Annotated in this window: 14 protein-coding genes, 1 tRNA gene, 2 other RNA genes and 2 pseudogenes; 13 read left to right on the forward strand and 6 right to left on the reverse strand. The window is 39.8% G+C overall.

The window, feature by feature from the left end:
• From ssrA to ffs, 3 genes are all read left to right on the forward strand, one after another.
• Positions 1-357, forward strand: a transfer-messenger RNA (tmRNA) gene (ssrA, locus tag ACJ004_RS04140); the annotation flags it as partial.
• Positions 358-417: 60 nt separating this feature from the next.
• Positions 418-489, forward strand: a tRNA-Asn gene (locus ACJ004_RS04145).
• Positions 489-574: signal recognition particle sRNA small type (ffs, locus tag ACJ004_RS04150), an RNA gene on the forward strand. Before ACJ004_RS04145 ends, ffs begins: the two co-directional genes overlap by 1 nt.
• A gap of 358 nt (positions 575-932) precedes the next feature.
• On the opposite strand, the gene ACJ004_RS04155 is transcribed toward ffs, so the two are convergent.
• The gene (locus tag ACJ004_RS04155; protein WP_410891287.1) at positions 933-1,718 is read right to left on the reverse strand and encodes an SDR family NAD(P)-dependent oxidoreductase; all 786 of its coding nucleotides are present in this window, start codon (positions 1,716-1,718) and stop codon (positions 933-935) included.
• 324 nt (positions 1,719-2,042) lie between these two features.
• Between ACJ004_RS04155 and ACJ004_RS04160 the strand changes: the two genes are divergently transcribed.
• Positions 2,043-2,216, forward strand: a complete 174-nt coding sequence (locus ACJ004_RS04160) for a Ger(x)C family spore germination C-terminal domain-containing protein (RefSeq protein WP_410891289.1) — start codon at positions 2,043-2,045, stop codon at positions 2,214-2,216.
• Positions 2,217-2,911: 695 nt separating this feature from the next.
• Positions 2,912-7,051 (forward strand): S8 family serine peptidase, encoded by a 4,140-nt coding sequence (locus tag ACJ004_RS04165; RefSeq protein ID WP_410891291.1) that lies wholly within the window; start codon positions 2,912-2,914, stop codon positions 7,049-7,051.
• Between the two features lie 59 nt (positions 7,052-7,110).
• Here ACJ004_RS04165 and ACJ004_RS04170 read toward each other — a convergent pair whose 3' ends face one another.
• Positions 7,111-7,392 carry an LIM domain-containing protein gene (locus tag ACJ004_RS04170; protein WP_410892112.1) on the reverse strand — a complete coding sequence of 94 codons (282 nt, stop codon included), beginning with the start codon at positions 7,390-7,392 and terminating at the stop codon, positions 7,111-7,113.
• A gap of 77 nt (positions 7,393-7,469) precedes the next feature.
• Between ACJ004_RS04170 and ACJ004_RS04175 the strand changes: the two genes are divergently transcribed.
• A complete protein-coding gene (locus ACJ004_RS04175) occupies positions 7,470-8,159 on the forward strand; it encodes a M20/M25/M40 family metallo-hydrolase (protein ID WP_410891293.1) in 690 nt (229 codons plus the stop codon).
• 119 nt (positions 8,160-8,278) lie between these two features.
• Positions 8,279-9,031, forward strand: a pseudogene (locus tag ACJ004_RS04180) (NADPH-dependent oxidoreductase).
• Between the two features lie 164 nt (positions 9,032-9,195).
• Here ACJ004_RS04180 and ACJ004_RS04185 read toward each other — a convergent pair.
• Genes ACJ004_RS04185 through ACJ004_RS04195 form a run of 3 tightly spaced genes read right to left on the reverse strand, consistent with a single transcriptional unit; the run spans position 9,196 to position 12,107 of the window.
• Positions 9,196-9,552, reverse strand: a complete 357-nt coding sequence (locus ACJ004_RS04185; RefSeq protein ID WP_410891294.1) for a cupin domain-containing protein — start codon at positions 9,550-9,552, stop codon at positions 9,196-9,198.
• A gap of 23 nt (positions 9,553-9,575) precedes the next feature.
• Positions 9,576-11,135, reverse strand: a complete 1,560-nt coding sequence (lsrK, locus tag ACJ004_RS04190; RefSeq protein ID WP_410891295.1) for an autoinducer-2 kinase — start codon at positions 11,133-11,135, stop codon at positions 9,576-9,578.
• Positions 11,136-11,186: 51 nt separating this feature from the next.
• Positions 11,187-12,107 carry a sugar-binding transcriptional regulator gene (locus tag ACJ004_RS04195; protein ID WP_410891296.1) on the reverse strand — a complete coding sequence of 307 codons (921 nt, stop codon included), beginning with the start codon at positions 12,105-12,107 and terminating at the stop codon, positions 11,187-11,189.
• Between the two features lie 357 nt (positions 12,108-12,464).
• Here ACJ004_RS04195 and ACJ004_RS04200 point away from each other — a divergent pair, with 357 nt between their 5' ends.
• From ACJ004_RS04200 to argH, 6 genes and pseudogenes are all read left to right on the forward strand, one after another.
• Entirely contained in the window at positions 12,465-13,967 is a 1,503-nt protein-coding gene (locus ACJ004_RS04200) for a sugar ABC transporter ATP-binding protein (protein ID WP_410891298.1), read from the forward strand.
• Complete coding sequence (locus ACJ004_RS04205; protein ID WP_410891299.1) at positions 13,930-14,955, forward strand: ABC transporter permease; 1,026 nt, start codon at positions 13,930-13,932, stop codon at positions 14,953-14,955. Before ACJ004_RS04200 ends, ACJ004_RS04205 begins: the two co-directional genes overlap by 38 nt.
• Positions 14,956-14,962: 7 nt before the next feature.
• Positions 14,963-15,961, forward strand: a complete 999-nt coding sequence (locus ACJ004_RS04210; RefSeq protein WP_410891300.1) for an ABC transporter permease — start codon at positions 14,963-14,965, stop codon at positions 15,959-15,961.
• 6 nt (positions 15,962-15,967) lie between these two features.
• Positions 15,968-17,044: an autoinducer 2 ABC transporter substrate-binding protein LsrB gene (lsrB, locus tag ACJ004_RS04215; RefSeq protein ID WP_410891302.1), complete on the forward strand. Its 1,077-nt coding sequence runs from the start codon at positions 15,968-15,970 to the stop codon at positions 17,042-17,044.
• 55 nt (positions 17,045-17,099) lie between these two features.
• Positions 17,100-17,978, forward strand: coding sequence for a 3-hydroxy-5-phosphonooxypentane-2,4-dione thiolase (gene lsrF / locus ACJ004_RS04220; protein WP_410891303.1), 879 nt, complete (start codon positions 17,100-17,102; stop codon positions 17,976-17,978).
• A gap of 504 nt (positions 17,979-18,482) precedes the next feature.
• Positions 18,483-20,018, forward strand: a pseudogene (gene argH / locus ACJ004_RS04225) (argininosuccinate lyase).
• Between the two features lie 173 nt (positions 20,019-20,191).
• On the opposite strand, the gene ACJ004_RS04230 reads toward argH, so the two are convergent.
• Entirely contained in the window at positions 20,192-21,463 is a 1,272-nt protein-coding gene (locus tag ACJ004_RS04230) for an FAD-binding protein (RefSeq protein WP_410891304.1), read from the reverse strand.
• Positions 21,464-21,630: the final 167 nt, after the last annotated feature.

Raw genomic sequence — 21,630 nt, forward strand, 5'->3', positions numbered from 1 at the left:
AGGTTCACAGTGCCCGTGGATGAAGAAAAAAAGACAAAAGGGTCACTCTGAAAGGTTCACAGTGCCCGTGGACGAAGAAAAAATGCAAAAAGATCACTCTGGAATGTTCACAACCATCGTTTAATGAGTTAAGGATAAATGGATCCACATTAGAAAATGTGTTTGGTATGCAGATTTTCTAGATACTTCTCATTAGAATGTGGCATGGTTCTTGAAGGAAGAGACTAATCAGACTAGCTGCTTCAACGCCTGTCAGTAGGCTAAAGAAGTAAGTGAAATGAATACTACTGACTACACTCGTAGATGTATAAGTGCCAATATCTTTGCACACGGGTTCAACTCCCGTCATTTCCACTAAAACCAAAAAACATAGCTGGCACTTGAGTTTTTTGCAATAGCAAAATAACTTACCATTTTTCCGCAGTAGCTCAGTGGTAGAGTTATCGGCTGTTAACCGATCGGTCGTAGGTTCGAGTCCTACCAACGGAGTTATAGTCCAACAAGGACACTAGGAATCTGGTCAGGGCGGGAACGCAGCAGCCATAACTAGTGAAATTGTGTAGGCTATTACATAGGACAAAAAAAACGATAAACTCTTTCAAAATACCTTTCGCCATTTATTATCTAACACACTAGACACCATCCATAATTGTGAATGGTGTCTTCATTTTATACCACGAAAGAATGCATGAATCTTCTTCGTTCTAAGCGGTAACCCATCTGAAGTAGACGTATATAAATATCAAAAAAGCATGATAAAATAAATATAAAAAAACTGAGGAATTAGCCAGCCTCTGTTTTTTGTGCTAAATATCGTTCTAATTTTGGTAGGAATTATAATATTAATTCACTTGTTAATTAACATTGTTAACTTGCAATTAAGTAAAATTAATATTTCTATTAAATTTTCAAACTAAGGTTGGGTATAAATATTACTTAGCCCCAAGTCCGCCATCAATTCCCAATATATTTCCATTACAATAATCAGAAGATGCCGAAGCAAAGTAAATGACAGCTCCAGCTATATCATTATCTCCGCCTAATCTCCTTGAAGGAGTCTTAGTACCTTCCCCGCCCAATTTATTTGCAAGTGTACCTTCTACTTGCGGATCATTCATTCCAGTAGTCATGATTCCAGGTGCGATAGCATTCACAGTCAGTCCATGACGAGCCCACTTGACTGCAAGATCCTTCGTTAACGTGTTAACGGCACCTTTACTTGCTGCATATCCTACGGAGTCTACTACTTCTGGGTCCGTACCTCTAGTTGCAACTGTTGAAGAAACATTAATGATTTTTCCGTATTTGTTTTCAATCATATGTCTTCCAACAGCCTGACACATTAAGAATGTACCAGTCAAATTTGTATCGATCATAACTTGCCATTCTTTAATAGGCATCTCCGTCGCAGGGATTTCATAAGCTACTCCGCTAGCGTTGACTAAAATTTCGATCTTGCCAAATTGAGAAATCACTTTCTCTACAGCTTGTCCAACAGATTCAGGATCTGTTACATCCAATGCCAGGGCAAATGCTTGTCCGCCTAACGTTTCAATTTCTTTTACAACGTTCTCGCAAACTTCTAAACGACGTGAACCTACTACAACGTTAGCACCAGCTTCTGCAAGTGCAATTGCCATTTGACGGCCTAACCCGCTGCCGCCTCCAGTAACGATTGCTGTCTTTCCACTTAAATCAAAAAATTGGTTCAATGACATGCTGTTTTCCCCCTGTATTGGAAATATTCTAAGATTTTGAAATCTTGATAATATTCATTATACTCATGAATTATAATGAAATAAAATTAACGATTTTAATGTGTAAGTAAGTATTACTAATATTAAAAAAAGGGGTATCACCATACTCGACGCTAATTGGGTAGAACCAGAAGCTCCCCCATCTATGGTCCAAACCTACGTGTATTGATATAAACAGTCGATTAAGTAGGTCGGAGAAGGTTCGATGGTACATATGGTGGGGCAAGTTTTTCTTGTTAAAAGGTAAACTTCATCAACAGAACATCATTATAAAAGAGAGTGCGGATGCACTCTCTTTTATTTATAGGAAGAGTAAATGAATTATCCGGCACAGCAGTATTTAAAAAAGATAAGCTGCGTGGTTTTCTAGATGGGAACGATACTAAATATTTTCTTTTTGCTTTAAACCAAAGTAAGGGGAGGATTGCTCATTCAAAAAGAAAAATTAGAAGGCTCTGATGTTAAAGCATCTTTAGAGATATTTTCAGATATGACCTCTACCAAAATTAAACCTGTTTATTCCAACGGAAAGTTGACAATGTCCCTTAATTGTAATCTACATTCAGAGTAAAGCAGCATTCATAGACAGTTAGTTCTATTAATCACGAATGGTGTTTTTGGTACAAATGTCCTAGTTAAACTTCTATTCCTCGATACGAGTCCCTAGTACTATCTATCGATTTGATTCTATTAAAATCGTAAGAATTGATAGAATGGTTTTAATTTTCAGTCTTTTCCCCAAGGTTAAAATGTATTGCATTCATAACTTGATAATTTATTACAAAATTTCACCCATCCACCTTTGAAAATATGCTATTTTCCACAGGTTTTCGTGCTTTATTGACACGTACTTAAAATATTTTTTAGTTGAATGGGTCAATGGAATCACATGGAAATCCCCCAATTTACACTGTTCTAAGGAGTAGGTATAATGCGAATTGTAATAATTTTCAGACAGAAGGGAAGGGGATGTGATTTAGAAGAAATAATATTCTCGGGCAAGATGGCTCTAATGCCAAATTGAAAAATGTAGGAGCATTTTGTTGAAATCAAAATTGTTAAAGCGCACATTCTCAGTTCTATCGCTTTTTACGCTTATGCTTCAATAATTTCGTTACGATCTTTACAAATTCTTAGCAAGAAAGAGGGAGCCTATGAAAGAGAGAAAATATCGTTGGTATTGCAAAACATCGAAAACTTCAACTGCCATTGCTTTATCATTGGGTTTACTTTTCACCTCCGTCCAGTTTGGGATCAGACCTGTTTCGGGTGCAACTGGTAAATCAGCAGAACAAATCTTAGCATCGCTCACCCCAGAACAACAAGCGGCCTTAAACCAACTCGAGATGACAGAAAACTATGGCTTACAGGGATTTTCAGATGAAGATCTGAAATCAGACAAAGACATTTCTGTTATCGTACAATTTAAGTCTAAGCCAGGAAAAGTAGCTGTATTAGAGGCCGCTCTGAAAGGCAAAAAAGTAACCAAACAAGAAGCCAACGAACAGGTAGATCAAGAACATTCCACATTCCAAAGTGATCTGGAAAAAATCTTACCTGCTGCCACTTCTTCTTCAGAAGTCAAAAGTGCAGAACCTTCTTATAAAATCACCCGTTCCTACAAAACTTCTTATAACGGGGTGGCTCTTACCCTTGCTGCGAACCAAGTAGAGACGTTGATGAAATCGGAAGTGGTCCAATCCGTACACAAAAATATCACCTTTACGGTAGAGCCCCCTTCCATCGCACAGGAAGAATCTAATAACGCTTCGACGCAAGCGGCTAGTGTTCCCCTTGTAGGAGTAGACAAGCTTCATGCGGAAGGAATCACAGGGAAAGGCGTAAAAGTAGGGGTCATCGATACAGGGGTCGACTACAATCATCCTGATCTAAAAGATGCCTTCAAAGGTGGCTATGACTTTGTCGATAATGACAACGATCCGATGGAAACCACATACGCAGATTGGAAAAAGTCAGGTAGCTCGGAATTCAATAGCGGAATCTCCTACTACACGGAGCATGGGACTCACGTATCTGGAATCATCGTCGGTCAAGCTAAAAACGATAGTGAAGTCTCTGTCAAAGGAGTCGCTCCAGATGCTGACCTCTATGTGTACCGTGTCCTTGGACCATATGGTAGCGGTACTTCGGAAGCCGTAATGGCGGGGATCGACCGAGCCGTTGCCGATGGCATGGATGTCATTAACATGTCCTTGGGATCAGGAATTAACGATCCATACGAACCAACGAGTACAGCCGTGAACTATGCGGTATTAAGTGGTGTCACTGCCGTGGTGGCTGCGGGTAACACAGGACCTAACTCTTACACTCTCGGCTCTCCTGGAGCTGCTGCACTCGCTCTCACCGTTGGAGCCAGTGATGTATCCATTTCTCAATCGTCCATGAAAGGGGCGATCGGAACACTCAGTGGGCTGGAACTGCGTAACATGGCAAAATCCTTCACTGATAACCTATCTACTCTAGAAGGGAAAAGTTTAGATCTAGTAAACGTAGGTCTTGGTGGTGACGCGAATTACACGGGCAAAGATGTGAATGGCAAAATCGCTTTCGTTGCTCGAGGTACATATGCATTTGCAGATAAAGTGAAGTTTGCGAAACAACATGGCGCGGCGGCTGTCTTAATGTATAACAACGAACCTGGCCATATTCCTGCTTACTTGGGAGAAGATCAAAACTTTATTCCTACTTTCTCTCTTACTCAAGAGGATGGACTCAAGGTGAAGGAGCAACTAACTGCAGGAAATAAATCCTTCACATTTAGTAATTTAACTGTAACCAAAACACAAGGGGACACCCTAGCTGACTTCAGTTCTCGTGGACCAGCCAAAAGAACCTATGACATCAAGCCAGAAGTCACCGCTCCTGGAGTCAGTGTGTTGTCTTCTGTACCCGCTTACATCGGGAACCATGACGCACCAACCGATTACAAATATGCGTATGCTCGTCTCTCAGGTACTTCCATGGCAACGCCAAATGCGGCTGGTGTTGCAGCACTCTTATTACAAGTCAATCCAACGTTACAGCCTGAAGATGTAAAAACAATCATGATGAACACCGCTGATCCACTGAATGGTTCCTACAGTGTATTTGAAGTGGGAGCAGGACGCGTGGATCCTTATCAAGCCGTACATACGGGGATGAAGATTCAAGTACAGGATACGACCCTAGTTCCTAACGCTGATGTAATCACTACTATCAAAGAAAAAACAGGTGGCATTGCGTTTGGCACTCATTATGCAGGTGAAGATCTTAGCGTTACCAAAAAGTTGAAATTTCAAAACCTAACTGATAAAGTAAAGAATTTCAATTTGAACGTTCAGTTCCAAGCGGTGAAAGGTAGCCTAGATGCCGTAGCCAACCAGGTACAAGTGAAATTCCACCCAACCTTAACAGTGGATCCAGCTTCTACCGAAAGTCTACATGTTACCATCGAAGTACCTAAAGCTGCTGCTGAAGGAATTTACGAAGGTTACCTCTTAGTGACCAACCAAGAGGATCAAACCGAGCAATATCGGATTCCATTTAGTGTTCGTACAGCGGAAGACAACTTCAAAACACTGGATATCGGAGGTAGTAATATATTTAGACCAGCCTACTATCGCTATGATCACTATGGCGAATTTAATAGAAATTCTTTGGTATCTGCGCAAATGAACTTGAAAACACCGATGAAAACCATGGACATGATCTTAGTAGACCGGAAATCGGGGCAAGAGCTTGGTTTCGTTGGACGACACAATCTGGTTGGAAAAAACGTCGATACAAACTATTATCTAGTTATGTTTAATGGAAACTACTATCCGTTTACAGCCGATGGAATCTCTACAGAAACAGCACAAGCAAAACCGGGGCAATACCAACTGAAAACGATTACGACTACTGAGGCTGACAAAGTTCTTACCAAATCCTTCGATCTAATAGTAGATATTGATCTACCTACTTTTACAAGCTCATTGGATCAAGAGTCTCCGATCCTTGAGTACAATCCAGGTCAAACTACTTATCCATTTGAAGTGCAAATCTATGACAAAGAAATTGAAGCGGCAAAACAAGCAGGGATGGCAGTCGACCAATCCAAAAACTGGCTCAGGTGGTACTTCAACAGTCCAGTACCTAGATCTGTCCGTATGGACACAGCGGGAAAATGGAAAGAAGAAATACCGATGGATGAAAAAACTCCGGTCCTAAGCTTTAAGATGGATGGATTTGATGGAGCTGGGAACATAGGTGGAAGGAAAGCCTACTACTTTGTTAAAGAAGGTACTCCATTTGCTTATGGAACCAGTAAACAAAAATCGATCGCATTAGGGGAAACGATTACCACTACCCTCACACTGGACAATGTACAAAAATTAAAGTCAGCCACTTGGAATTTGTTAGACTATGACTATTATGGTCCTAAATTTGGCACTCAACTAGAAGTGGTTGAGGCAAAACCCAATGCAGCATTAAGTGAGTTTGGTGAAGGAACAGTAACCGTTACCTATACGAATGGAAAACCATCGATCAAACTAGATGTAGCGTCTACGAAAGAAGTTTCTGGCAAAATCCCTGCTGTAGACGTAACTATTAAGGTGAAAGATACTGCTTACACTACATTCGCAGGATTTAATGCAAAGGTTTCTTATGTGAATGAAGCGGGCACATCAACCAATCTCTTCTTTGCACCATTTTCTTGGAACGTCACCCCTACGTTCTCTGAAGCATTTGGCTACCTTACAGCAGAAGGTTTTAGAAAGTATGCATCTGGTCAAGTTATTGTCTGGAATAAAAAAGATTGGGTTCAAGCTGGGGCTAAAGTAATCTTTTCCGATGCTATGGGTAAAGTCTACGATGCAACTATAAATAGCAGATACGACCCAGAGTTCCTTGTGACTAAGCTTCCGTTAACCGATCAACTATTTACCAAAGAAGTACACCTACCCGGGCACTTTATTACGATACAAAAAAATCAAAAAGTTGGCTTCTTACGCAACGGTGTGTGGTATGGGCAATATATGTACATTGACAACAAAGAAGCAGTAGCAGGTGATGTAAACCAAGACCAAGTAATCGACATTTACGATGCACTGGCGATTCAAGAAGCTTGGGGCACAAATAAACGCGAAGCAGATATTAACTTTGATGGTATTGTTAATGCAACAGACATCGGATTTGTCAAAACCAACTACTTAAAAGTAAATCCAGATGTAGAAAACACGCCAAAACCTGCAGATAATGTGAAGAGTAAAAGATTAGATGATATTTTAAGAGAACTTGGAGTTACACCTTAATTCAAATTGCTTTGGGAGTCCTGATCAGATCAGGACTCTTTTTTTTATCATTTTAGCTCTTATTTGGACTGATAGCATGGTCCACAATAAATTCTGCCATAGGCTTCAAACGTTTCATTAGACTCTAAACGTTGACCGCAATCTGAACAAATCTCCCTATACACATTTGGGTCATATGTATAGGCAGAAATATAACGCATGAGCATTTCTTCTAATCCACGCTCCATACTGTTATGTCTGGCAATCATAAACGGAGTCGTATCTCCATTTTGTCGTTGGCGATCCATCCACCATCTTACTTGCTCATGAATGAATTGTGGCTCTGCACCTACATCCGACATCACTATATAGTCATATTTTTCAATATTCCCCCGGAAGTGGTCCTCAAGTAAATGAGAGTTCTAACGCGAACCATTTATTGGTACAGCTGCTTTCGACCCTTCATGATGCAAACGGAAAAGTAAATGTGGACCATTTTTATGATGATGTTGTGGAACTATCAGAATTTGAAAAGGAACAAATTAAAGCGTTAGGATTTGACGAAAAAAAATTGAAAAAATCATTAGGGTTAACCGATTTAACCGGAGGGGAAAACAACAATTTTCCTTATCCTGAGAGAATCAGTTCACGCCCAACCTTAGAAATAAACGGATTATGGGGCGGATTTCAGGGAGAAGGGACAAAAACGGTCATCCCGAACGAGGCACATGCCAAAATCACTTGCCGTCTCGTCCACAATCAAAACCCTAAAAAGATTCAGCAATTAATCAAAAAACATCTAGAAGAACAAGCGCCAAAAGGCTGTACCGTAAAAGTGTCTCTTCAAGATACGGGGAATCCATTCTTAACGCCGATCGACAGTCCGATGATACAAAAAGCGGCCGAGGCGTATGAAATCGTTTATGGGAAATCGCCTGTTTACAAAAGAGAAGGCGGTTCGATTCCGATTGTATCGGATTTCAACCAATCCCTACATGCTCCTGTTGTCTTAATGGGATTCGGTTTGCCAGATGAAAATCTTCATGCTCCAAACGAACACTTTAACTTGGAAAACTTTGATAAAGGGATCTTAACCATTTGTTCCTTTTTAGAACTTCTTAAGAAGTAAAGAAGTGCCTGACACCACCTTCAGCTACCTTATGCAGGTGGTGACAGGCACTTTTATTAGATTCAGGTGTTTGAATTTAAAGCTGAGTGTGTAGTATCGTATACACGAGGAGTGATAGAATGAACGCAACCATTCAATTATTAAGAAATCATCGCTCAGTTAGGGAATTCGACAGTGAAAAAGATGTGAGCGAAGCCCAGATACAAACGATTATTGAGGCGGCTTTGGCAGGCCCGAATTAGATTAATGGTCAGCAAGTGAGCGTGATCGAAGTCAGGGAGCCTGAAAGGAAATCCGCATTGGCGAAAGCGGCAGGCAACCAAAGGTGGATTGAGGAGGCTCCAGTATTTCTAGTGTTTTGCATGGATTTTTATCGGGCGAAACTGGCTGCTGAAAAAAATGGTACGGAGTTTAAAATTGTTGAGGACTTAGAAGCAATTATTATCGGTTCAACCGATGTAGGGATCGCTCTGGGAAGCGCAGTTATAGTGGCTGAATCGATGGGACTCGGAATCGTTCCAATCGGAGGAATACGGAGAAATCCCCAAACCTTTGTTGATCAATTGAATCTTCCGGAATATGTTTTCCCAATCTCAGGTCTGGTCGTCGGATATCCACGATCCGTTCCCGCTCAAAAACCAAGGCTGCCAATTAAGGCAACCCTTCTAAAAGAACATTATGATGCGAAAATTCAAAAGGAAATCATTGACCAATATGATCAAACGATATCATCCTATATGTCTGAACGGACGAACGGAAAAGATACCAGTAACTGGTCGAGTAAAGTGGCTCAATTTTATGATAACGGATTTGAACATTACGGAAAAAATTCCAGTCCTACAGTAAAAAGTCAGAAGTTCCGATATAAGTGAAAAAATGGATCTTATATATCTTAAATGCAATTTACTTTTATGGTGGATGCCTGACCCCCAGTGGAGTAAATCGTTCCTTCAATGGGGGTCAGGCACTTTTTTTGAATTCATAGAGCCAATCTTGACAGCCCATATTTTATTTACGAAATTTATCACAAAGTAGCTTAATTACCGTATGGCTGGTACTCGACTTCAACCTTATCTTTTTCTTGATAAGGGGCTAGCATAAAAGCTGCTTTAAAGACTGTATCACCCTTATTTATTAAATAGTGGACTTTCTTTGGTTCAACGTGAACAAAATCCCCTTGTTTACATTGGAAAATCTCATTGTCAATATGAATTTCTAGGTCGCCCTCTAAAATAAAGAAGTTTTCTTCCATAACGTTATGGTAATGGGCTGTAAAATCTTGACCCGGTTGTAACATAACGATACCAAAGTTCATTCTAGGTCCTTTCAAAAGATACTTAGGACCACTATCACCAAACCGGTAGTCTCTCTCATTCTCGTTAATAACAGTCATTTTGTTTGCCTCCTCTGTATATTTTATAAGCCTGGTGCGATCCACATATGGTCTGTCACTCCGAGATCGGCTAAATCTAATTGTACTTTGTATATGGCTACCCACTTTTTATATAATTCTTCATAAATGAAGTGATTTGATACGTTTGGTTCGAAGGTTTTTTCAAATTTCACCACTTGATTAATGGCTTCATTAAAACTATCATAAACGCCAGCTCCTACACCTGCACAAATAGCAGCACCAAGCGCTGTCGATTCCTTAACAACTGGAATTTTTACCTTCATATTCAGAACGTCAGCGACAATTTGGCACCATAAGTCACTTTTTGATGCTCCTCCTCCAAAAACAATGGATTCTGGCGACGTGTTAGTAATGTTGGAAACAGCTTCAATATTCCCCTTTGTTACATAAGCGGCATTTTCCATAATAGCTCGATAAAAGGTTGCTTTATTAAACGAACTAGTAAATTTAAAATCTACGAAACTTGGTGCCGCATGTTTCCATGAAAAGTAATTCATTTTATCGGAAAAAGTGCAGATCATTCCATTGCTGCCAGCCGGTACACTTTGGGCTCTTTGCTCCATTTGGGCATAAATGCTTTCTCCACTTTCTTTTTGAAGGAAGGCTTCCAGCTCACAAAACGTATCTCTGAACCATCTCATGATTAATCCAGGAAAGAAGGCGATCGCTTCATATTGCCAAGTATTTGGGAGTGCATGGCAATTCACTCTTACTTTACAATGATCATTGATTTCGACCTGGTTGGTTGTAAATTCATATTGCCAAAAACTACCGCCTAATACAGCCGCATCTCCTTCATTGATGACCCCCATACCAATGCAGCCTAATTGAGCATCGCCACCCCCTGCAACAACTAAAGTTTGCGTGCTTAATCCAGTAAGTGCAGAGAACTCATCGGTAACATGGCCAATTATGGATCCGCTTTCATTTACAATCGGAAGAATATCATTCCTCAGACCAACCTTCTCTGGAATACTTGAATCCCAAACTCTTTTCTTAATATCGAAAAGACCAGTCGTACAGCCATTAGAAGGTTCGACAGAAATCACATCAGTCATGCGATATGTAATCCAGTCGTTCAGCATCGTCACATATTTGACTTGGTTGTATGTTTCGGGGATATTATTTTTCACCCAAAGGATTCTAGGAATAGCCCCTAATGAAAAGGTCTGTCCTGAAACATGATGAATATCTGTTTCAATCTTATCGCTTATTTTGTAAAGGTTCGCGACTTCATCGTTTGATCTTGAATCCACGTTGGCACAGGCCCATAACTCCTTCCCGTTTTCATCGTATAGGACAATGGCTTCACGCATACTGGTGGTTGAAATAGATACAATGTTTTCTGGGTTAACCTTGCTCTTTGCAAGGATTTCTATAATTAGATTGATAATAATTTCAATGTTTTTATTGATATCAAAGTCCATGGAACCTGGATATCTTTTATCTTCATTATGGGTCCATTCTGATTGTGTAACATAGTGTTCATTGCCTAATGTGTCAAACAAAATGACTCTGACGCTGCCCGTTCCGGCATCAATCGCCATTAAGTACTTTTCCATGCTATCAATCTTCCTTTCTAGCATTATTAGGGATTAATGATCAGGTGCATTTCATTCAATTAGACTTTTTGCAACGACTTCATCTGTAATTAATACATCGATATATCCCCCTTTTAATGCACCGATAATAGCCTCTCTTTTTTCATTCCCTCCAGCCACTGCAACAACATGGTTAAGTGATTTTAATAAATGGATATCGGTACTAACCAGTTGTCTATGCAATGGAAGATCTAAGACATTGCCATCTCTATCATAAAATTGGCTTAATAAATCCCCCGCAGCCCCCATTGATTTGAAGATTTCCATTTCACTCGTGTTCAAATATCCTTCCTTCACGATGGTGGCCTGTTCATTTACTGCTCCAATGCCAATGATCGTGATCGTAGAGTAAGGGATCATTTCAAAGATTTTCTTGATTGGTCTTTCTTGAATCAATAATTTGGCGAGATGTTCTGTGGATGCTAATAAAGGGGCCGGCATAATGTAATGGTTGTAATTGGGATTTGTGTAATAATCGGATGACGAATCGATAACTGTCGGAATGTAGAATTTTACCCCGCCGGATAAAGAGACGAATGTGACTTTATACTTAGTTGAGATCGTTAAATGTCCTAAGGTTCTTGAAACGGCTTGCCCATAACCAACATTAATCATGGTGTCACTAGTAATTCTGTCTTCAATATATTGGGCGGCGGCTTTTGTAAGACTATCTAACGGATTTTCGATAGAGGCAGGAACAATATAAATATCTTGTAAATGATATTGCTGCTTGATTTTATTTTGCAGATCGATGTCAACAAATTTATCTAGGTTGATTTTAAATTGAATAATGTTGTTTGCTTTCGCAATATCTAGGTATTTAATCACTTTCATTCTGGATAGGTTTAAAGACTCTGCTATTTCATTTTGAGTCATTCCTTCAATGTAATATTTCCAGGCGATTTTTATGATAAGGCTATTTTCATATGTCATCTTCTTCACTCTCTACAGTTTATTTTTAATACAAAAATTTTATGTTAAAACAATTGTGTTACGTTTGCTTTGCCGTAAAACATAAGTAACAATAAATTTCTCTTTGATTGTCATTCCATAACCCTTATACATTGTAATAAGACTGTAATGAAAATTATGCCTAGTTCATATAATCTACGAGGGAATAACTAATAAGGTGTTTTGGGTTATTTTCACATTTGTAATCATTTAAAAAAAATATATAGTTTAGTAGCTAATAAAATGTTTGTTTGTAAATAAAAAGTATGAATCAGTAATAGACTGATAAAAAAGTAAGCGGTTGCATGGAAAGGTGCCCAGGTAGGGGGGATTATGGAAATGCCAAAGAACTTAGTGAAATTGGAAAATATCCGAAAGTCCTTTAACCGAAACACAGTTTTGGAAGGGATCTCATTAGAACTTAATGAGTCGGAGGTTATCTCTATTATTGGCGGTAATGGAGCAGGGAAGAGTACCTTAATGAAAATCCTCACTGGAATTTACAAAGCGGATGAAGGGATTATTGAAATAAATGGTGAAAAAGCAAATCATTTGAATCCTTTTGCAGCTCATGAAAGAGGCATTTATTTAGTGCCGCAGGAGCCGCTGTTATTTCCGAATATGACGGTTGAACAAAACCTAACGATTGGATTTAGTAAGGATAAAAGTGAAGTGAGGGAAGAGTCAGTCAAGCTCATTAATGAATTGGGCTGGACTATTGATTTGAATCGGTTCGCTGCTACATTAAGTATCGCTGAACAACAACAACTTGAGATTATTAAAGGACTCTTAAGAAAATCCAAAGTGTTAATTCTGGATGAACCAACATCTACATTAACGTTTTCAGAAACAAAGTCTTTATTCAAAGTGATTGAGCAGTTAAAGAATTCCGGAGTTGGTATCTTCTATATTACCCACCGTCTTGATGAAGTCTTTCAGATTTCCACGCATGCAGTCATCCTGCGGGACGGAAAAGTAACGCTAAAAGGCAAAATAAATGAGTTTACGAAAGAAATTTTGATTCAAGGGCTGCTCCCAGCAGGAAACGAAAATCATTACGAAGCTACGTTTGAAAGACGAAGATCCAATCATGAGGGAGAAGAACCAATCCTAAAAGTAGAAAAAATCGTTGGTGATGGATTTAAGCATATTAGTTTTGACGTTTATAAGGGGGAAGTTGTGGGACTTGCCGGACTTGTCGGGGCTGGCAGAACAGAGATCGCCGAGGCGATTTACGGAATAAATCCTATCCAGAGCGGAAAAGTCTATCTTGATGGAAAAGACATTACAAAGTTGTCCATCAATGAAACGGTGGACAGCGGGCTGGCTTATATACCTGAAGATCGATTTTTGAACGGTATTTTTTCTATCAGTTCGGTAAGAAATAATATCACCTCACAAATGATTAAACGGCACGGTTTTTTTACAAAGAAGAAGATAGAAGAACAAGTGGCCAATGAATATATCGATCGATTAAGAATTAAGGTAAATTCCCAGGAGGATGAAATCAAATCACTATCAGGCGGGAATCAACAGAAGGCAGTTATTGCAAGGGCTCTATCCATGAACCCTAAATTGATTATTATGGATGAACCAACAAGGGGAATTGATGCCGCAGCAAGGGGAGACATCTATTCCATCATCACAGAACTAAAAAACCAAGGATTTTCTATTCTGCTCATTTCCTCTGACCTAGAGGAAATCGAAAGAATCAGCGACCGGATCTATGCTGTCTATCAGGGCACGTGCAATGTTTGCCTAACGTTAGACGAAATTAATGCAGTCAATGTGATGAGGGCAGCTTTTGGAACATTTGAAGGAAGTGATAAAGTACATGGCTAGGGTTTCAAAAATAATCAAACAAGGGGAATTTAGAACTTTTCTATTTTTAATCCTTCTTTTTGTGGTTGTAGGTTTCATAAACACTGACTATTTATCTTTACAGAATATTGATAAATCCCTAAAAAGCAGCTTGGTTTATATTGTTCTTGCGGTAGGGATGACCTTTGTTCTATTGACGGGGAATTTAGATATTTCAGTAGGCGGAACGCTGGGCTTAAGTGCCGCTGTGTGCGGAACCATTCTAAGAGACGGGGGAAATATTTTTCTAGCTGTAATCGTTGCCATATTAATAGGAGCATGCATTGGAGTCATTAATGGTTTTGGAGTGATAAAATTAAAAATTTCTTCGTTTATTATGACGTTAGCCTTACTCTCCATTACGAGAGTAGTCCAAGTTATTTATACTGACGGAAAATGGGTAGAAAATATCCCTGCAAATGTTAAAGAACTTTCGAAAATAGACATCTTCGGAATTAATTTATTGTCTTTCATCGTTATTGTAGTGGTCATATTCGTTCAGGTGTATCTATCTAAGAGCAGCAAGGGAAGATATTACACCGCTATTGGTGACAATGTAGACGGAGCCATTTCATTAGGGATTCCTGTGAATAGATATATTGCTTATTCATTTGTCATTTCTGGTATCTGTGCTTCTTTAGCAGGCTTAATCTTTGTGAGTCAAATTGGCTTTGTCTCCACAAATGCAGGAGCAGGAATTGAGTTAACTGTCATCGCAGCATGCGTTCTAGGAGGGGTGTCATTGATAGGCGGAATCGGAACGGTTGTTGGGGCAGCTTTAGGAGCCATTATTTTAACGTCGATCAATTCTGCTCTTGTCTTTATGAAAGTACCAGCCTTTTGGAATGATACGATATCGGGTTCTCTCTTAATCATCATTGTCGTTATCGATGCCCTGCTTGCGTTTAATGCTAATAAAAAGGCAAAGAAAGTAAGATTAAATGCAAGAGTTCTACAAAAGGAGGCTTAGAAATGACATGTTAACTAAAATCCCGAAATGGAACCTTACTTTATTCCTCTTAATTGTTACTGAAATTATCGTGTTTGGGATGATAAATCCGAGATTCTGGAATGTCACCATTTTGTTAAATAGTTTTAACGATTTTATTCCCATTGCTATTATTGGCTTTTTTGTCACATTGGTCGTTATTACAGGGGGAATCGATATTTCTGGAGTGTCGATTATCGGGTTAACCTCTGTTGTTACGGGCCTTTTATCACAAGTGGTTGGTATAAATATCTGGGTTTCCATCATTTGTGCAGTTTTAATTGGTGGATTATGCGGCCTTCTCAATGGAGTCCTTATTGCTTATGGAAGAGTTCAAGCGATGGTTATTACCCTTGGCGGCATGCTTTTATACAGTGGGATTGCCATTGTGTTGGTGGGATTGTCTGATGTTAGTACTTATGAAGGGATTTCCGGATTTTCTGAAGGATTTAGCCAAATTGCCAATGGGAAGGTCATGGGAATCCCAAATGCTGTTATCTTATTTATTATTATGTTTTTAATCGCATATATCCTTCTGCACCGCACGAGGTATGGCAGATATATATACCTAACAGGAATTAATCAAAACACAGCCGAGTACTCAGGGATTAATACTAAAAAAATCATTGCGAGTACATACGTCCTGTCAGGGTTAAGTGCTGGTATTGCAGGGGTGGTATTAACTTCCTATTTAGGTAGTGCAAGATCTGATTATGGTGCTGAATATCTTATGCCCATTCTAACTGTCGTTGTATTGGGAGGTACAATCATTACAGGAGGTAAAGGGGGTGTCGTAGGGACAGCATTAGCCAGCATTATATTAGGATTTTTGCAGATAGGCTTGCAAATGGCTGGAGTTTCGACCCAGTATATCGGATTGGCTACGGGGGTTTTGCTTATTGTGTCTGTCGCATTCCTGGGAATAAATCCAGAGTTCAGATTTAACCTGAAAGGAATCTTAACACAAAAACAAAATATTGGAGGTTAACTTTCAATGAGTAAAATAAAGTCTATGAAACTATTGATTGTTGTGGCCATTGTGATGTTATTTGTTGCTGCGTGCGGATCCAATAATGGTGATTCTGGTGACGGGGGCAAAAAGAAAGATGATAAAGATATTCAGGTTGTTTTCATTCCAAAAATGACTGGGAATGCCTTCTTTGAATCTGGTAATGATGGTGCGCAGGAAATGGCCAAGAAAGTTGGCTTTAAAGTAAAATACGATGGTGCTCCAGAAGGTACGGTTGCTAATCAAGTGCAAATTATTAATAGTGCGGTAAATAGCGGTGCTGATGCGATTGCCATCTCTTCTGTCTCTTCAGACGGTTTAAATCAGGCATTGAAAAAGGCATTAGATGCTGGCGTTAAAGTTGTTACATGGGATTCGGATGTTGATCCTAAATATCGTTCTGTTTATGTAAACCAAGGCACACCAGAAATCTTAGGTAAAATGCTTGTCGATATGGCTGCACAGCAAATGGATAACCCCAATGATGCTAAAAAAGTTGGCTGGTTCTATTCAAGCCCAACCGTTCCAGACCAAAACTCATGGGTTAATTATGCAAACAAATACATTAAAGAAAAATATCCAAAATGGGAAGTTGTCACGACTCAATTTGGAGATGCAAATGAACAAAAATCATTACAAGTTGGCGGAAGTATTTTAGATTCTTATCCTAATATTGATGCCGTTCTTTGCCCAGACTCAACTGCTCTTCCAGCAATGGCCCAAGCAGCTGAAAATAAAGGGTTAAAAGCAGATGATGTCATTATTACAGGATTTGCTTCTCCAAATTCAATGAGACAATTTATTGAAAACGGTACCATTAACAACCATGGTTTATGGGATGTAAAAGATCAAGGCGCCCTTGCCGTATATGTCGCTTATTGGTTAGCGCAAGGAAAGGAACTAAAAGTGGGGGACTTTTTGGATGTTCCTGATATGGGTTCCGTTAAAGTAGAGCCGAACACCATCCAAGGCTACGATTATACAGCAGATAATTCAGGAATTATTGTGTTGCCTGAACGGATTGTATTTACGAAAGACAATACGAAAGACTACGATTTTTAAGAGTTTATCGTTTATTTCGTGGTTGTTAATTTAGGAATTAAGGAGAGAGATAGAGATGGCAGATATTATTGGTAACAAAAATGCAAAAGATTTTTCTGAAAGTGTTCCTTTCGCGAACAATGGGAATTACCATGTTAAAGGTGCGAACAATTATGATTGGGGGATGAAAGACCGCTTATCCAGAATCTTTAACCCTAACTCTGGTAAAACTGTCATGTTAGCGTTTGACCATGGTTATTTCATGGGTCCTACTTCGGGATTAGAAAGATTAGATTTGCTTATTCCTAGATTGGCAAATTATGCGGATTGTTTAATGGGGACTAGAGGGGCCATTCGAAGCAGTGTTCCGCCAACCTATAATAAGGCTATTGCATTAAGAGCTTCATCTGGATCGAGTGTTCTCCAAGATGACCTAAGCCATGAATCGATGGTGGTTGACATTGAAGATGCTATAAAGATGAATGCGAGTGCTATCGCGATTCAAACATTTATTGGGGCAGATGGACAAAAAGAAACAATTGAAGAGTTAAACCGAGCGGTTAACGTTGGCTCAAGGTACTCAATTCCAACAATGGGTGTAGTAGCTGTAGGTAAAAAAATGGAGCGAACCCATCAATTCTTCTTGTTAGCCACAAGAATGCTAGCTGAATTTGGTGCTCAAATTGTTAAAACCTATTACTGTGAGAATTTTGAAAAGGTTGCTGCAGCATGCCCAGTCCCATTAGTAGTGGCAGGAGGTAAGAAATTACCAGAAAAAAATGCCCTAACTCTAGCCTACAACTCTATTCAAGGAGGAGCAGCTGGTGTAGATATGGGAAGGAATATTTTCCAATCCCAAAACCCTGAAGAAATGATTCAAGCCGTGGGTAAGGTGGTACATGAAGGGTATACGGATATAGAGGCTTATGAGTTTTTCCAACATCTCACAAACTAATTTTATTACACAAATGTGTTCATAGTAAGCTTCTACTTTAGGGGGAATCGGGGTCAGACCCCCAACGTGCTTGACTCCATTTTCCTCGTTTTCACCAATTTTCTTGGTATTCATGTTTAGGCATAACATGCATATGAAGGTGGTGTAGTGTATCACCGTTAGCCTCATAAATTGATTTTATTCGGTTCAAAGGCATTGTCTAATGCTTTTACCCCTCCGTTTTATATCATTGAGCCTAGGAGCTAAGATTAGTAATAAGCGAGTTATTTCGCATCCAGTGCTACATACAAAATTTAATTGTCTTCCGGACAGCAGAAAGCATGAACAAACAATGTTCATGCTTTTTTATTAACATAAAAATGCTGGGAACATAAAATAAACAAAAGATTGCGAACTTTTTTCTCCAGTTTTATTCTCTAAAGTTGACTAGTTTTTTAAGTTTTTTCATACTTCATGCTTATTTACCGAAATATCCATGATATGTAACTTATAGGGGGGATTGAGATGAGTATTAAGGATAGCATTTTCGAAAAGGAAGGGCGGAAGTTTCCTGGGGCGACCTATTCAGAGGTAGTATTGGCACCTGCTTATGAGCATGCCAAGCAATCTTTACTAGAGCCGATGCTGGCAATCCATAAAGCTCACTTGATCATGCTGGTGGAACAAGGTTTGTTACAGGAGAGTGCGGCTTCCAAAATTCTGGCAGGTATTTGCGCGATTGACAAAGAGACAATTCTTCAATCCACATATGATGGGCAGTATGAGGACCTCTTTTTTCTTGTAGAAAGTCAAATTATGAATGTTGCCGGCGAAACGGGTGGGAGTTTGCACCTTGCTCGTAGCCGAAACGATATGGGTGTTGCCATTTACAGAATGGTTCTTCGGGAAAAGATTCTACTCGCCATCGAGGCGCTGCTTACCTTTCAAGAAACACTTTTGAAGGTGATTGACACCTATAAGGAAACCATTTTCCTTGGGCATACTCATACGCAGCAGGCCCAGCCTATGACGTTTTCTCATTATCTCTTAGGAATGTATGATGTCGTTGACCGTGACTTAAAAAGATTGAAGGCTGCCTATGATACATGCAATGCCAGTCCCCTCGGAGCGGCGGCCCTAACTACAACCGGTTTTCCGATTGACCGTAATAGAGTCGCAGAGCTATTAGGATTCCCGAAAATCATCAAGAGTGCCTATGATTCTATTGGCGGTGCCGATTATTTAGGGGAAATTGCAACAGCGATCCAATTAACCTTTATTAATCTCGGCCGGTTTTCACAAGATCTTCTTTTATGGTCAAGCCAGGAATTTTCAGCGATTCGTGTGGCAGACCCCTATGTTCAAACGAGTTCCATTATGCCGCAAAAAAGAAATCCTGTATCACTAGAGCATATTCGTGCATTAAGCTCAAGCGGTATTGGAAATGCCCAAACCGTACTTCAAATGTTACATAATACACCATACGGTGATATTAACGATACCGAGGATGACCTACAGCCGTATTTATGGAAGGGCTTACATCTTATTGATCAAGTCTTTCGGTTAACAAAAGTGGTGGTGGGAACAATTGAAGTAAATGAAGCACTGTTAAAAAGAAGGGCCCAAGAAAGTTTTGCGACGATAACGGAATTAGCAGACACACTGTTTAGGGAAGCAAACATCCCGTTCCGAACCTCTCATTCCATAGCCAGCCAGGTGGTGAAAATTGCCTTGGTAAGAGGATTGAATGCTACCCATGTCACATCTGTACTCGTTGATGAAGCGGCAAATGCAGTTATTGGATATCCATTGAATTTACCTGAGGAGATCATTCGCACATCAATGGACCCAGAACACTTTGTTAAAATTTGATCGCTTCCTGGCGGACCAGCACCGGAGGAAATGAAGCGGGCGATTGTGGAAAGAGAAGCAAGTCTACACCAACATATTTCTTTACTCCATACTGAGGGTAATCGAATTAAGGTTTGTATGGAAAAACTAGATCAACATACAAGCCATTGGGACAAAACGGATGAAGACACGATCAATACTGGACATTAACAGAAGCGATAATTAATGGCTAGAGACACTATGTGATGATTGGGCAGGATTAATAGTAATTGCGGATTTAAGGACGATTCTATTGGCTTTTCCCTAATATGAGATAGTAACAGGGCCTCTTGCATCATTTGCAAGAGGCCCTCATATTCAAACAGTTATTTTCCTTAGCGCTTTCACTCTACCTCATTAAATATATATTGATTCAAATAGGTATTGCGAAATTTGCCATTCGGATCATACTTCCTAAGCAGTTGCTGAAAGGCAGGCATCTTTTCATAAAGTGACTGTATTTTTGCAGGGGAAGTAGTAAACAATTTGCCCCAATGTGGCTTTGCTTGAAAAGGTTCAAGCTGAGCTTCGATGAGTGGCAGCACCTTCTGAACTTCCGCCCATCTATCTTGCCAAGTAAAGTGAATAGCAACGGAATCCTGCTTATAGGATGGACTTAACCAAAGCTCGTCCTGTGCAATGGTCCGTACTTCGCATATCAATAGATGTGGTGCGATTTGTTCACGGATTTCACTAATCGCATAAAGAGCGTCATAGGCATGCTTGCGGACCATAATATATTCACTTTGCAGCTCTTGACCTTTACTTGGAGTGAAATCCATTCGGAAGTGTGGCATCCGATCAAGCCAATCCCCTGGTACCCCTAGCTGTGCCGTACAATTCTCTGCTCCAACCCCCGGTACAGGATGGAGATTTTCTTTGGCCGCTTTTGCTCCATAAAATTCCTCTCCTAATGAGACAGTCTGATCATCCGTCAGTTTGCTCTTCAGCCATACCTGGTTAAACCTTTCATCCTGCCAATCGGTAAACAAACTAACGCTATAGGCACTAGAAAAAATGGGTTCAAAATGTTGATCTAATTGTGCTAACGGAAGGTTCTCGTAAACATCCTGCCTCATTTGATGACTTGGATGGACATCTAGTGTTAGCTTTGTGACTACACCTAATCCGCCTAACCCAACAACCGCGCCATGGAATTCATCTTCCGATTTTTCTTTTGAAAAAGTAACAATACTTCCATCCCAAGTAACAACTTCCATCGCACGTACCGCTGCAGCTAAATTTTGATTACCATTCCCTGAACCATGTGTTGCCGTTGCACAAGCCCCAGCAACCGAAATGTGCGGCAGGGAAGCAAGGTTATGTAAGGCATAGCCATGTTGCTGAAGCACAGAACAAAGGTCCCCAAACTTGATTCCTGCTTCCACGGTTACAGTTTCCTTTTCTCGATCAATCGATAATACCTTGTTAAGCTTCTTTAATGAAACCATATTCTCATTAGAATCTGCGATACTATTAAATGAGTGACGCGTTCCGATCACACGCAGCTTTTTTAACCTTGAAACCAATTGTTGAACTTCTTCAACAGAATCAGGTTCATGCCAATTACTCGTACTATATTGAAAATTACCTGCCCAATTTCTTTTCCTATCCATGAGTCCAACTCCATTTTTACTGTTTTACTTTTCTTAACTATATACATAAAAAGAGAGAATTTTCAAATATTTTAGCAAGACGGAGTACTTTCTCAAGGATACCGTGATTCAACCTGAACAGCTGGAAGGTACACCGCATAGAGAAAAATGAGAAAGGAGTGTTTGCT

The sequence above is a fragment of the Neobacillus sp. 204 genome, from assembly GCF_046562815.1.
GTDB lineage: Bacteria > Bacillota > Bacilli > Bacillales > Cytobacillaceae > Neobacillus.

Coding starts and splice junctions, on each gene's coding strand:
- ACJ004_RS04210 (WP_410891300.1), top strand. CDS start 14,963: ATGTTAACTAAAATCCCGAAATGGAACCTTACTTTATTCCTCTTAATT.
- ACJ004_RS04195 (WP_410891296.1), bottom strand. CDS start 12,107: ATGACATATGAAAATAGCCTTATCATAAAAATCGCCTGGAAATATTAC.
- ACJ004_RS04155 (WP_410891287.1), bottom strand. CDS start 1,718: ATGTCATTGAACCAATTTTTTGATTTAAGTGGAAAGACAGCAATCGTT.
- ACJ004_RS04185 (WP_410891294.1), bottom strand. CDS start 9,552: ATGACTGTTATTAACGAGAATGAGAGAGACTACCGGTTTGGTGATAGT.
- ACJ004_RS04230 (WP_410891304.1), bottom strand. CDS start 21,463: ATGGATAGGAAAAGAAATTGGGCAGGTAATTTTCAATATAGTACGAGT.
- ACJ004_RS04160 (WP_410891289.1), top strand. CDS start 2,043: ATGCACTCTCTTTTATTTATAGGAAGAGTAAATGAATTATCCGGCACA.
- ACJ004_RS04200 (WP_410891298.1), top strand. CDS start 12,465: ATGCCAAAGAACTTAGTGAAATTGGAAAATATCCGAAAGTCCTTTAAC.
- lsrK (WP_410891295.1), bottom strand. CDS start 11,135: ATGGAAAAGTACTTAATGGCGATTGATGCCGGAACGGGCAGCGTCAGA.
- ACJ004_RS04165 (WP_410891291.1), top strand. CDS start 2,912: ATGAAAGAGAGAAAATATCGTTGGTATTGCAAAACATCGAAAACTTCA.
- lsrB (WP_410891302.1), top strand. CDS start 15,968: ATGAGTAAAATAAAGTCTATGAAACTATTGATTGTTGTGGCCATTGTG.
- ACJ004_RS04170 (WP_410892112.1), bottom strand. CDS start 7,392: ATGTCGGATGTAGGTGCAGAGCCACAATTCATTCATGAGCAAGTAAGA.
- lsrF (WP_410891303.1), top strand. CDS start 17,100: ATGGCAGATATTATTGGTAACAAAAATGCAAAAGATTTTTCTGAAAGT.